The organism is Enterococcus sp. AZ011, assembly GCF_050548355.1.
Lineage (GTDB): Bacteria > Bacillota > Bacilli > Lactobacillales > Enterococcaceae > Enterococcus > Enterococcus faecalis.
In genome coordinates this window covers 38086-51200 of record NZ_CP172959.1, presented here as the reverse complement: position 1 = coordinate 51200, position 13115 = coordinate 38086, and the positions used below count along the sequence as shown (strand labels likewise).

Sequence of the window (13115 nt, the reverse complement as noted above, 5' to 3'; positions counted from 1 at the left end):
CGCCTGCTTCTATAATGGGTTGCGGCCACGATAGACTTCATACATTAGCAAGCCTGCAGCCACACCAGCGTTTAAGCTTTGAACGTGTCCAGTCATTGGAATCGTTAATAATTCATCCACTTCTTTATGAAGACCTTGACTCATGCCACGACCTTCATTTCCGATGATTAAGGCAATTGCGCCTTGTGTATTCCAGCGACGATAATCCGTCCCAGACATATCTGTACCAAAAATCCAAAATTGATTCTCTTTTAGCGTTGCAATACTTTGTGCTAGATTCGTTACACGAGCCACTGGAATATGTTCCACGGCCCCTGTTGACGCTTTGGTTACGGTTGGTGTAATTCCCACTGCACGATGTTTCGGAATGATAATACCGTCCACGCCTGTCGCATCAGCTGTTCGCAAAATTGAGCCAAAGTTATGTGGGTCCTCTAGACTGTCTAAAATTAGGAAAAATGGTGTTTCTGTCTTTTCTTTTGTTTGTTCCAATAATTCTTCTAAAGTTAAATATTGATACGCCGTGATTGCTAAAACCATGCCTTGATGCACGCCGTGATCACTCATCGTATCTAATTTTGCTTTAGGCACCCATTTGACTGGAACAGCCTGTTCTTTCGCTGCTTGTTTTAATTGCTCAATTTTCTCGCCACGAGCATCTTCTTGTAAAAACAATTTATTCCCGCGTCCTTGCTGCAACGCCTCAACAGTGGCATGGAAACCAAAGACAAAGTTATCTGCTAGCTCTTCTGAGGTTCCATCAGCACCTGCTGTCGCTGGTCGTGGGTTCCGTTCTTTTGAACGCTTATCTGAACGTTCTGGACGTTTCTTACCTTTTTTAAAAGGACGAGATTTTTCATTTTTCATTGGTTTCACCTACTTTCTTGATACACCAGTTAATTAATTCTTCTAAACGTTCTTTTTGTTGTGTTAAATGTAAATAACCCATCAAGGATTCGAAACCGGTCGCTACCCGATAGGTCGTCACATCAGCATTTTTGGCAAAGGTGTGACTTTTAGCATTCCGACCGCGTTTGTACATCACTTCTTCTTCCTCCGTTAGCATTTCTCCCGCTAACATCGCTTGCATTAAGCTTGCTTGGGCTTTTGCTGACACGTAGTGTGTCGCCATGCGATGCAAAACATTCGGTTTCGTTTGTCCTAAGGAAACTAAATAATCACGAATGTAAATTTCATAAATCGCATCGCCAACATAGGCCAAAGCTAAACCGTTTAATTGTTTGTAATCTCTCATTCACTTCTTCTCCATCTCGTTCCTTGCGGAGTATCTTCTAAAACAATGCCTTGTTCTTTTAATAAATCGCGGATTTCATCACTTCGGGCAAAATCACGGTCTTTCCGTGCTTGGTTCCGTTCTTCAATTAACGCATCGACTTGTGCATCCACTAATTCTTCGTTTTTAAAGAATAAACCAAAAATAGCTAACCAGCCACTGAAAAGCTTATCCATCGCCACTAGAATTGGTTCCGAAACTGTCGCTTGTTCACTATACTGATTCATCATCTTCGCTAATTCATAAACGACCGTAATCCCGTTAGCTGCATTGAAATCATCGTCCATTTCCGTAATAAAACGTTGTTCTAATTCGTTTAATTGAGCCAAATAGTGTTCATCCTCTGGCAAACTTGCGACCGCATCTGCTTGTCTAAAACGTAAATTTTCAAACGCATTTTTCAATTTTTGATAATTGGCTGCTGCCTCTTTTAGAGTGCTTTCGCTATAACGAATCGGGCGACGATACTGGGTGGTGGACATAAAGAAACGTAAAATTTGCGGATCCACTTTTTGAATCATTTCATGAACAGTAATGAAGTTACCTAGGGATTTACTCATTTTTTCATCGTCTTCACCAATTGTGACATAGCCGTTATGCATCCAGTAATTGGCAAAGGTATGACCTGTTTTGGCTTCGCTCTGTGCAATTTCATTCTCATGATGTGGAAATTCTAAATCTTGTCCACCGCCATGAATATCAATCGTCTCTCCCAAGTGTTTTGTCGCCATGACAGAGCATTCAATATGCCAGCCGGGACGTCCTTTCCCCCAAGGAGAATCCCAAGAAATTTCATCTTCTTTGGCACTTTTCCAAAGAGCAAAATCCAATGGGTCTTCTTTTAATTGTTGTTCAACGCCAGTTCGTTGACTTGCCCCCACTTCTAATTCATCAATCGATTGATGGCTTAATTTACCATAATTAGGGAATTTACGGGTGCGATAATACACATCACCTGCGACCTCATAAGCAAAACCTTTTTCAATTAAAACTTCGATGAAAGCTAAGATATCAGGCATGTGGTCCATCACCCGAGGATGTAACGTTGCTGGTTGAACATTCAATGCTTGCGTGTCTTCTTCAAAGGCTTTGATAAAACGATCCGCCACTTCCGGCGCAGTAATTTTCAATTCTTTGGCTGCCTTGATAATTTTATCATCGACATCTGTAAAATTCGAGACATAATTCACTTCATACCCACGATATTCAAAATAACGACGAATTGTATCAAAGGCGATCGCACTGCGCGCATTACCGATATGGATATAGTTATACACGGTTGGTCCGCAGACATACATCCGAACTTTATGCGCCTCAATTGGCGTAAATACTTCTTTTTCTCTGGTCAATGTATTATAAATTTTAATCATGCCCTTTTTCCACCTTTCTTCCATTTAGACGAACGACTTTCGCAGGAACACCCACAGCTGTAGCATCTGCTGGGATGTCTGAAATAACAACAGCACCCGCCCCAATTTTTGAACGTTCACCAATCACAACTGGCCCTAAAATTTGAGCTCGTGCCGAAATCATCGCTCCTTTTTTCACTGTTGGATGGCGTTTACCCGTATCACGACCGGTCCCACCTAACGTCACTCCGTGAAACAAAACAACATCTTCTTCTATTTCCGCGGTTTCCCCAATCACAATGCCCATGCCGTGATCGATAAAAACCCCCGCACCAATTGTGGCCCCAGGATGAATTTCTACGCCCGTTATGAAACGCCAAAATTGTGCATGAATCTTCGCCAACAAAAACAACTGATGCCTATATAAGAAATGAGACAAGCGATGCCAAAACAGGGCGTGCAAGCCAGGATACGTTAAAAGAACTTCTAGTGTGGTCCGCGCTGCAGGATCGTTTCTTTTAACAGCTGCGACGCTACGTTTCAACCAACTCATATGGTGAACTCCTTTCTATTATACAAAAATAAAAAACGTCTTTTAAGCAACAAAAAAACGTTGCTTAAAAGACGCCCATGCGTGGTTCCACTTTTCTTCACAAGAACTAGCTCTTGCCTCGATACAGTTAACGCCTGCCGACGTCTTCGGTTACTTTTTTCACCAAAGCCACTCATAGATGCATTTCGACAAAAGATGCTCGCTGTTCTCACCACCCACAGCGTCTCTGAAATCCATCTGCTTGTCTACTTCTTCTATTCTTTGTGTTTTTATAACACTTTATTTAAATGATCTAATGCTTTTTCTTTGCCTAATAATTCGATGGTTTCGCCTAATTCAGGACCATGCATTTGTCCAGAAACAGCAATTCGAATTGGCATAAACAAGTTTTTGCCTTTAACGCCGGTTTCTTTTTGGACGGCTTTAATCGCTGCTTTAATACTTGGGACATCGAAAACGTCCAAGGCTTCTAATTGTTCTTTAAACGCATGTAACACAGTTGGCACTGTTTCTCCTTGCAAGAATTCTTTCGCAGCATCATCTAAAACTGGATGTTCATTAAAGAACAAGTTTGATAGTTCCACAATTTCAGCTGCATAACTCATTTGTGGTTGATACAAGCTAACTAATTGTTTTAACCATTCGATTTTTTCAGGAGATGGATTTTCTTCAACACGACCGTCAGCGACTAAATAAGGAATACACATATCTGTTAGTTCACCTAAGTCCATTTGTTTCATGTATTGATTGTTAATCCATTCTAATTTTTTCGCATCAAAGGCCGCTGGTGACTTGCTTAAGCGTTGTTCATCAAACAATTTAATCAAGTCTTCTTGTGAGAAGATTTCTTCTTCGCCAACAGGAGACCATCCTAGTAAAGCAATAAAGTTGAACATGGCTTCTGGTAAGTAACCTAATTCACGGTATTGTTCAATAAATTGTAAAATTGTTTCATCACGTTTGCTCAATTTTTTGCCAGTTTCTGAATTAATGATTAAGGTCATATGGCCAAAGACAGGTGGTGTCCATTCAAACGCTTCGTAAATCATTAATTGTTTTGGTGTGTTCGCAATGTGATCATCGCCACGTAAAACGTGAGAAATTTTCATTAAGTGATCATCTACTGCAACGGCAAAGTTATACGTTGGCATCCCATCGCGTTTTTGGATGACAAAATCGCCACCAATGTTATCTGACTCAAAAGTAATTTCACCTTTCACGATGTCATCAAATTTGTATTCTGTATTACGTGGCACACGGAAACGAATCACTGGTTCTAGACCAGCCGCTTCTTTGGCTGCTTGTTCAGAAGGTGTTAAATTCGCACAAGTGCCTGCGTAGTGAGGCATTTCCCCACGAGCTTGTTGTGCTTCACGTTCTGCTTCTAATTCTTCTGGCGTACAATAACACTTATACGCACGATTGCTGCTTAATAATTGATCAATCAATGGTTGGTAAATTTCTTTACGTTCTGATTGACGATATGGACCATATTCTCCCGGATGAGCAGGTGATTCATCCCATTCCATCCCTAACCATGCTAAGTTTTCCAACTGACTTTTCTCGCCGTCTTCGATGTTCCGTTTTTGGTCGGTATCCTCGATACGAATGATAAATTCTCCGTCATTGTGGCGGGCAAATAAGTAGTTAAATAATGCTGTTCTTGCATTCCCAATGTGCAAGTGTCCAGTTGGACTTGGTGCGTAACGCACACGAACTTTCGTCATGTTCATTCCTCTTTCCATTTTTTAAAAACAGACGGTTTAACGTCGTTTTCAGTTATTTTTCCAATAAAGCAACGGCAATTGCGCCGATTCCTTCTTTTTTACCAACAAAGCCCATCGTTTCCATGGTCGTTGCCTTAATGTTCACTTGTGTGACCGCTAAGTGGCAACTCGCGGCTAGATTCTTTTTCATCTCTGCCAAGTATGGGCTCATCTTTGGCTCTTCCGCTAAAATTGTACAATCAATATTGCCAATAGTAAAGCCCGACCGCCCAACTTTTTCATTTACTTTTTTTAATAAGTTTACAGAATTCGCATTTTTGAACTGCGGATCGGTTTCGGGAAACAGTTGCCCAATATCACCCAGACCAGCGGCACCAAGGATTGCATCAATAATTGCATGTGTTAAAACATCGGCATCTGAGTGACCTAACAGACCTTTTTCATAAGGAAGAGTAACCCCACCAATAATTAAAGGTCGTTGCGGAACTAATTGATGAACATCAAAACCTTGACCGATTCGAATCATACTAAGTCCTCACTTTGCTTAATTTTTATCGTTTTTAGGATGGTTATCCTTGCGATCATTAATCCCGCGACCCGCGTGCGCCGGTTTGGCAAAAATCATACGCCCAGCTGCGGTTTGTAAAGCACTTGTAACGACCACTTCGATTTGCTCATTCATGTAATGCTGGCCATCTTCAACCACAACCATTGTGCCATCATCTAAGTAAGCGACCCCTTGTTGACGCTCTGTTCCGGCTTTTACAACCATCACATTCATCGTTTCACCTGGAATCACCACTGGTTTCACAGCATTAGCTAAAGCATTAATGTTTAAAACAGGCACATTTTGAAATTCAGAGACTTTGTTTAAGTTGTAGTCATTGGTCACAACCACGCCATCTAATAATTTTGCTAATTTGATTAATTTACTGTCTACTTCAGAGATATCCTCGAAATCTCCGTCATACATCTCAACGGAGATACCTTCTTCTTTTTGTAAAGCATTTAAAATATCTAAGCCACGACGACCTCTCACCCGTTTTAAACTGTCTCCAGAATCAGCAATGTATTGTAATTCATATAAAACAAAGTTAGGGATGAGCAAAACACCTTCTAAAAAGCCTGTTTTAGCGATATCGTAGATTCTGCCATCAATGATGACACTGGTGTCTAAAATTTTGTATTTATGGAAGTTGTCTTCCACTTTACGTTCCAACATTTGTCCTTCGGTGTCTTCCGTATTTGCTTTCTTTTGGCGAGGTGTAAAAACTTTTTTCCACTCCTCAATCCGTGTTGTTCCCATTCGGAAACCTAAGTAACCCAGAATAATCATAACTAGAATTGGCAGTAAACTATTCACGACAGGAATTTGTAAGTTGTACATTGGAATGGAAATAATGACGCCAATTGTTAAACCAATGATGGCACCAATACTTCCAAATAATAAATAGGTTAAACTCATTTCATTTAAAGCTGCTTCGATTTTTTTGACAGCGGAAACAATATACTTTGCTAACCCTAAAGATAAAATAAAGAAAATAATTGCACCGATTAATCCGTTCGTAAAGTTATTGTTTAACCAACTGTTATTGCCTTGCTTAGCCATTTCCCAAGCCATTGGGAAAAGAGAAATTCCTAAACTTGCACCAGCAATGATCATCAGCAACGTGATGATTCGTTTTTGCATATAGCCATCCTCCTCGTTTATTTAATAAAGACATCTAGTGTTGTGGGGCGTACAAAAATCATACGCCACCAACAACCTAAACGGATTATTTCTACTTTCATTATTTAAAAACTTTTCTTAACGTTTCACCAATTGTTGAAACGCCAATAATTTCAATACCTTCAGGCGCTTCCCAGCCACCAAGGTTATTTTTAGGGACATAGACTTTTGTAAAGCCTAGTTTTTGCGCTTCACGCACTCGTTGTTCAATACTATTCACGCGGCGGATTTCACCAGTTAAACCAATCTCACCAATGAAACATTCTGAAGATGAGGTTCCTTTTTCTTTATAGCTAGAAGCAATACTGATTGCTAACGCTAAATCAATAGCTGGTTCATTAATTTTGACTCCACCAGCCGCTTTTAGATACGCATCCTGGTTTTGTAACAAAAGGCCTGCCCGTTTTTCTAAAACCGCCATGATTAAAGAAACGCGATTAAAGTCCAACCCGGTGGTCGTTCGCTTGGCATTGCCAAACATCGTTGGAGTAACTAACGCTTGGATTTCCACCAAAATGGGGCGTGAACCTTCCATTGCTACCACAATTGAAGATCCGGTGGCTCCTTCTAAACGTTCTTCTAAAAAGACCTGAGAAGGATTCATAACTTCAACCAATCCATGTGTCTGCATTTCAAAAATACCAATCTCATTCGTTGAGCCAAACCGATTTTTGACAGCCCGTAAGATTCTAAAGGTGTGATGCTTATCTCCTTCAAAATAAAGAACCGTGTCTACCATATGTTCCAACATCCGTGGCCCTGCGATAGACCCTTCCTTCGTTACGTGTCCGACAATAAAAATGGCAATCCCATTCGTTTTTGCCAGTTTCAATAATTCGGCAGTTGTTTCTCGGACTTGACTGACACTACCAGCAACGCTGGTAACATCTGGCTGCGTCATTGTTTGAATCGAGTCAATAATGACATAGTCTGGTTCTAATTTTTCAATGGCTCGTGATATTTCGTGCATATCTGTTTCTGCGTATAAGTAAAATGTCTCGTTGACGGTGCCTAGACGCTCCGCTCGTAATTTAATTTGCTCAGCACTTTCTTCACCAGAAACATATAAAACCGTGCCACCTGTGGCTGCTAATTGTTGCGATACTTGTAAGAGCAATGTTGACTTACCTATTCCGGGATCGCCACCGATTAAAACTAACGAACCTGGAACAACGCCACCACCCAAAACCCGATTCAGCTCCACTAATTCAGTTTTTACACGCGGCTCTTTTTTAGGTACGACTTCAGATAGCCGTTGTGGTTGTGTCTTTTTACCAGTCAAACTTACTCTAGCACGACGATCAGAAGTATCTTGAATAACCTCTTCCACCATCGAATTCCATTGTCCGCAATTAGGACAGCGGCCGAGATATTTTGGAGACACATACCCACAGCTTTGACATTCAAATTGAACTTTTGCTTTTTTTGCCATGTAGAATCTCCTTATCTGTTGTTTATTTTAACATTTATTAAATGGTTTGAATAACGTTGCCTACTGAAAAAATGGGCTTTATTTTTGTCCAGACGAACCAAAACCGCCCGTTCTTTCTGCCTCGACTTGGTCATCATCCGCTAATAAAAACGGCTTAAAAATCCCTTGGCCAATTCGTTCACCTTTTTCAATGACAACATCTTCATATCCAAAGTTTAAAAATTGGAACATGATATGTCCTTCGTTATTCTCGTTATTATAATAATCACTGTCAATGACTCCGACACCATTCGCTAAAAGTAGGAATCGTTTTAGCGGGTTCGAAGAACGACTTACCAATTCTAAATATTCAGAATCAGGCATATACGCCTTAATTCCTGTTTTAACTAAAATTGGTTTGGGATTTTCTCCAGCTTGTTGTAACTTCCAAAGACTTGGTACAACGACCGTTTCGGCTGCTTGAAAATCATACCCCGCGGCACCTTTTGTTGCTCGTTGTGGGACACTCAAGCCCTCTTCTTGATACTTAGAAATAATCTCAAAACCACGTTGTTTCATATTCATTCTCCCCTACTGTCTAAACTACTCCTATTTTACCATAATCTCTGATACTCTGGTTGTTTTTAGTAAGTTTCTCATTTCTAAAAGCCCAGTTAATCTAGACTACGCAAAAAAGAGGAGAATTTTTGTTTATTTTCCTTCTTTTAGTCTATCATCTTCTCTTAAAATAAACAGACCAAATCCCAAAAAGTCCCAAGATTCCCTCAAAAAGTTCACACTTTCATTAAACTTTCTTTACTATTCATTATTTAGCACTTTCTAGTAGCCGCTGATTTTGTTATAATGAGTGTCAAATTTTACTGTAAAAAGAAACGAGGCACTTATGAGAAACAAACTCCAACAGGCCAAACGAATTGTGATCAAAGTCGGAACCAGTTCTCTGATTTATCCCAATGGCAATATTAACTTAAAAGCAATTGATCAATTAGCCTTTACTTTGAGTGATTTAAGCAACCAAGGCAAAGAAATTATTTTAGTTTCTTCTGGCGCAATTGGTGTCGGACTGAATAAATTAAATCTATCTGTGCGCCCAACGACAATTCCAGAACAACAGGCAGTCGCTGCAGTCGGACAAGCAGAATTAATGAACATTTATAATCAGCGGTTTTCAACCTATAGCCAACAAATGGCACAAGTTTTATTAACTCGTGATGTTATTGAATATCCTGAAAGTCGCAATAATGTTACCAATACTTTTGAACAACTGTTAAAAATGAATATTATTCCTATCGTCAATGAAAATGATACTGTCGCAATTGAAGAATTGGATCACTTAACCAAGTTCGGGGATAACGATCAATTGTCTGCCATTGTCTGCCAAATTGTTCAAGCTGACTTGTTAGTTATGTTATCAGATATTGATGGTTTCTTTTCAGATAACCCTACTGTCAACAAAGAAGCCACATTATTTTCTGAAATCAATGAAATTAATGAAGACTTGTTCCAATTAGCCGGTGGTAAGGGGAGCCGCTTTGGCACTGGTGGGATGTCTAGTAAATTAAAAGCTGCTGAACGTGTGTTAGCTAATCAACAGGCGATGATTTTAGCAAACGGAAAGCAGCCAAAAATCATTTTTGAAATTTTAGAAGGAAAAGATATCGGTACGTTATTTATTAAAGGAGGGCATGAAAGTGACTGATTTAAAGCAACTAGGGCAACAAGCTAAAGAAGCCTCTTATACGCTAGGCTTGATGGATACTCGTCAAAAAAATACTTTGTTAAACAAAATGGCCGCAGCCATTGAAGCCAATGCACCCCGCATTTTACAAGCAAACGCATTAGATTTAGAGCAAGCCGCTACCCACGGAATTTCTGAAACAATGCAAGACCGCTTACGTTTAACAGAAGAACGGATCACAGCGATGGCCGAGGGCATACGCCAAGTCGCTACTTTACCCGATCCAATTGGGGAAGTAGATAAAATGTGGCGCAATGAAGCGGGGCTGTTAATTGGGCAACAACGCGTGCCTTTAGGTGTTATTGGAATCATTTATGAATCGCGGCCAAACGTGACAACAGATGCCGCTAGCCTTTGTTTCAAATCAGGAAATGCTGTTATTCTTCGAGGCGGAAAAGAAGCGTTTCACTCCAATCAGATATTGGTGACAATTTTACAAGAAGCGCTAATCCAAGAAGCCGTTTCTCCCCATCTCATTCAATTTGTTGATGATACTTCTAGAGAAACAGCCCAACAACTTATGCGCTTAAATGACTACTTGGATGTCCTCATTCCACGTGGCGGCGCCAATTTAATCAAAACTGTTTTGACAACAGCCACTGTTCCTGTTATTGAAACAGGCACAGGCAATTGTCATATTTACGTGGACAAAGACGCCCAGTTAACAATGGCAACTGAAATTATTGTCAATGCTAAATGTCAACGTCCTTCTGTCTGTAACGCCGCCGAAACGTTATTAATTCATCAAGAAGTGGCTGAAGCCTTTTTACCAACAATTGAAAAAGCCTTGAAGGAGTTTCACGTGGAACTTCGGGCAGATGAACGTGCGTTAGCAATTTTTGAAGAAGCCATTCCAGCGACTGAACAAGATTGGGAAACGGAATTTCTCGACTTTATCTTAGCAGTGAAAGTCGTTGATTCTTTAGACGAAGCCATCCAGCATATTAATCGCTACAATACAAAACATTCTGAAAGTATTATTAGTGATAATTACTTTGCCACACAACAATTTTTACAACAAGTGGATGCAGCCGCTGTTTATGCGAATGCTTCAACTCGTTTCACGGACGGTTTTGAATTTGGATTTGGCGCCGAAATCGGCATTAGTACGCAAAAATTACATGCCCGTGGACCTATGGGCTTAGCAGAGCTTACTTCGACAAAATATGTTATTTATGGAAATGGGCAAGCACGTTCTTAGAAAGAAAAACCCTTGATTTAAAAATCAAGGGTTTTTCTTTCTCCTCTCCAATGTGCATTTTTACACATGAGATTGTTCACAGTTCCACAATCTATTCTTGATATTTTTTTTGAATCCTCATTATACTTTCTACATATGCTTGTTTCACTTGGACTGGCTCTAAAATTGTCACTTCTTCACCAAAGCCCATAAAATAGTTGGCTAAAAATTGTGTTTCTGTTGGATGAATCTGTCCAACTAAAAAACACTGCGTGGGCGTTTCTTCCAACTGAATATTGTCAAAGCGATGTTTATAAAAAAATTCTTTGCCTTTTTCTGTAATGATTGCTTTAAATGGAATCGTACGTGCCGTCGTTTGTTGATGGCGATACGATTCTTTCAGTTCTTCAGTCGTAAAATCCAGTGTTTGGTTTAATTGCTGAATAGCCTCCATAAAATCACAGCGGTAAGTACGCCAAGCCTTTTTAGTCACATCATAGCCTGAACAATACCAATACCCTTCTAAAATAGTTAACCGGGTTGGTAAGATTTTTTTCGTTGTTGCTTCATATCTGGTATAGTTAAACTGAATTACTTGTTGCGCCAAAATACAATGAAACAGCTGCTCTAAATTGCCTGGTGCTTCTACTTGTTCAATTCCTTCGTAATAGACGACCTTACTCATTTGACTGATTTTAAATTGGGTTGGTTCATCTAAAGAATGCAATAATTTTTGCTGAATTTGCTGATAGGAATGACCAAACGGTGACTCTGCGACTAATTTCAGTAATTGTAACGAAAAAAAGATCGCTAACACTTCATTTTCGTTAAAATAAATCGGCGGCAACAACGGTTTGTTTAAAACTCGATAGCCACCATAACGACCATTCTCCACATATAGCGGCACGCCTAAATTTTCCAAAGCTTCAATATCCCGCAAAGCTGTGCTTTTAGAAATCCCAAAAGTTTTCATTAACTGATTTAAATTAAACTGAGGATGGGTTCTCAAGAAAAAAAGTTCCTGATTTAAACGTTCTGATTTTTTCATTTTTCCCTCCATCGGTGTCACTTTTTGACACCTTTTATTGTTATGCTTATCTTATCAATCTTAGGAGGTTCAAACAATGAAAAACACACAATTTGCCCTTTTTATGGTCTTAAATGGACGAGCAACGGAAGCCTTGACGTTTTACCAAGAAGCCTTTGCTGGTGATATTCTTTTTAAAATTACTAATCAAGAATTTAAAGAGCGCTTAAATCCTTCTTTGACCATTCCCGCTGGCGAAGAACACTGGCTTTCTCACTCGATTTTACAAATGGACACTTTTCAATTACAACTAGCTGATAATCCTTTGTTTGCAGGAATGAATACCACGCCCACAGAACAATTGACCCTCAGCTTAACCGTCAATAGCCGTCACTCTGCCAAAACAATTTTTGAAAAACTCACGCGCCATCCCGAATCCTGTATTATCCAAGAACCAATTGAAAATGAATTTGCAACATTTTATGCGATTGTGAAAGATCCTTTTGGTTTAGTCACTCAAATTACTCAAGAAAAACAAGCAGATCCTACCAAGAAAGGAAGTTAGCCGAAGAATGCGAACCTATGAATCAAAAGAAGCCTTGATTGAGGCCATTCAAATAGCTTCACAAAAATATTTAGCTGAATTTGCAGAAATTCCTGAAACACTTAAAGATCACCGAATTGAAACAGTAGCTAAAACACCTTCAGAGAACTTAGCCTATCAATTAGGCTGGCTCAACTTGCTGCTTTCTTGGGAAGAACAAGAACAACGTGGTCTGACCGTTCAAACGCCAGCTGAAGGTTATAAATGGAATCAACTGGGTGCTCTCTATCAATCATTTTATCAAACCTATGGACAAATGAGTTTAGAAAGTCAGCTGATTGCGTTGCAAGACACCTTAGAAAAATTGCTTCATTGGATTGACTCGCTTTCCGAAGACGAATTATTTTTACCTCAACAACGGGCTTGGGCGACCACCAAAGCACAATGGCCTCTTTGGAAATGGATTCACATTAATAGCGTTGCCCCTTTTACTAGTTTCCGAACGCAAATTCGCAAATGGAAAAAAGTGTGTCTTTAAAAAG

Annotated in this window: 14 protein-coding genes and 1 other annotated feature; of the genes, 4 read left to right on the top strand and 10 right to left on the bottom strand. The window is 39.8% G+C overall.

Going from position 1 to position 13115, the window contains the following annotated elements; translation table 11 throughout:
• Positions 1-9: 9 nt before the first annotated feature.
• The 9 genes from rlmB to IGL36_RS00175 form a co-directional block, all read right to left on the bottom strand.
• Positions 10-867, bottom strand: coding sequence for a 23S rRNA (guanosine(2251)-2'-O)-methyltransferase RlmB (gene rlmB / locus IGL36_RS00215; RefSeq protein ID WP_002356057.1), 858 nt, complete (start codon positions 865-867; stop codon positions 10-12).
• Positions 857-1255 (bottom strand): Mini-ribonuclease 3, encoded by a 399-nt coding sequence (locus tag IGL36_RS00210; protein WP_002356056.1) that lies wholly within the window; start codon positions 1253-1255, stop codon positions 857-859. Before IGL36_RS00210 ends, rlmB begins: the two co-directional genes overlap by 11 nt.
• Complete coding sequence (cysS, locus tag IGL36_RS00205) at positions 1252-2664, bottom strand: cysteine--tRNA ligase (protein WP_002364581.1); 1413 nt, start codon at positions 2662-2664, stop codon at positions 1252-1254. The genes IGL36_RS00210 and cysS overlap by 4 nt, the downstream gene beginning before the upstream one ends.
• Entirely contained in the window at positions 2657-3196 is a 540-nt protein-coding gene (epsC, locus tag IGL36_RS00200; RefSeq protein WP_002356054.1) for a serine O-acetyltransferase EpsC, read from the bottom strand. The genes cysS and epsC overlap by 8 nt, the downstream gene beginning before the upstream one ends.
• 64 nt (positions 3197-3260) lie before the next feature.
• Positions 3261-3467: a binding site (T-box leader), on the bottom strand.
• On the bottom strand, positions 3466-4923 hold the full coding sequence (gene gltX / locus IGL36_RS00195; RefSeq protein ID WP_002381335.1) for a glutamate--tRNA ligase: 1458 nt from the start codon (positions 4921-4923) through the stop codon (positions 3466-3468). Its footprint overlaps the feature before it by 2 nt.
• A gap of 52 nt (positions 4924-4975) precedes the next feature.
• Positions 4976-5449, bottom strand: a complete 474-nt coding sequence (ispF, locus tag IGL36_RS00190) for a 2-C-methyl-D-erythritol 2,4-cyclodiphosphate synthase (protein WP_002367570.1) — start codon at positions 5447-5449, stop codon at positions 4976-4978.
• An 18-nt stretch (positions 5450-5467) separates the two neighbouring features.
• Positions 5468-6613 carry a PIN/TRAM domain-containing protein gene (locus tag IGL36_RS00185; protein WP_002368622.1) on the bottom strand — a complete coding sequence of 382 codons (1146 nt, stop codon included), beginning with the start codon at positions 6611-6613 and terminating at the stop codon, positions 5468-5470.
• Between the two features lie 100 nt (positions 6614-6713).
• On the bottom strand, positions 6714-8084 hold the full coding sequence (gene radA / locus IGL36_RS00180) for a DNA repair protein RadA (RefSeq protein ID WP_002356050.1): 1371 nt from the start codon (positions 8082-8084) through the stop codon (positions 6714-6716).
• 78 nt (positions 8085-8162) lie between these two features.
• On the bottom strand, positions 8163-8648 hold the full coding sequence (locus tag IGL36_RS00175) for a dUTP diphosphatase (RefSeq protein WP_002361472.1): 486 nt from the start codon (positions 8646-8648) through the stop codon (positions 8163-8165).
• Between the two features lie 319 nt (positions 8649-8967).
• Between IGL36_RS00175 and proB the strand changes: the two genes are divergently transcribed.
• Positions 8968-9783, top strand: a complete 816-nt coding sequence (gene proB / locus IGL36_RS00170) for a glutamate 5-kinase (RefSeq protein ID WP_002389550.1) — start codon at positions 8968-8970, stop codon at positions 9781-9783.
• Positions 9770-11023 carry a glutamate-5-semialdehyde dehydrogenase gene (locus IGL36_RS00165; RefSeq protein ID WP_002385467.1) on the top strand — a complete coding sequence of 418 codons (1254 nt, stop codon included), beginning with the start codon at positions 9770-9772 and terminating at the stop codon, positions 11021-11023. Before proB ends, IGL36_RS00165 begins: the two co-directional genes overlap by 14 nt.
• A gap of 91 nt (positions 11024-11114) precedes the next feature.
• On the opposite strand, the gene IGL36_RS00160 is transcribed toward IGL36_RS00165, so the two are convergent.
• A complete protein-coding gene (locus IGL36_RS00160) occupies positions 11115-12062 on the bottom strand; it encodes a helix-turn-helix transcriptional regulator (RefSeq protein WP_002385468.1) in 948 nt (315 codons plus the stop codon).
• Positions 12063-12126: 64 nt separating this feature from the next.
• On the opposite strand from IGL36_RS00160, the gene IGL36_RS00155 reads away from it, so the two are divergent.
• Together IGL36_RS00155 and IGL36_RS00150 are read left to right on the top strand one after the other, a co-directional pair.
• Positions 12127-12594: a VOC family protein gene (locus IGL36_RS00155; protein WP_002397711.1), complete on the top strand. Its 468-nt coding sequence runs from the start codon at positions 12127-12129 to the stop codon at positions 12592-12594.
• A 7-nt stretch (positions 12595-12601) separates the two neighbouring features.
• Positions 12602-13111 (top strand): ClbS/DfsB family four-helix bundle protein, encoded by a 510-nt coding sequence (locus IGL36_RS00150; protein WP_002405038.1) that lies wholly within the window; start codon positions 12602-12604, stop codon positions 13109-13111.
• The last annotated feature ends 4 nt before the right edge of the window (positions 13112-13115 follow it).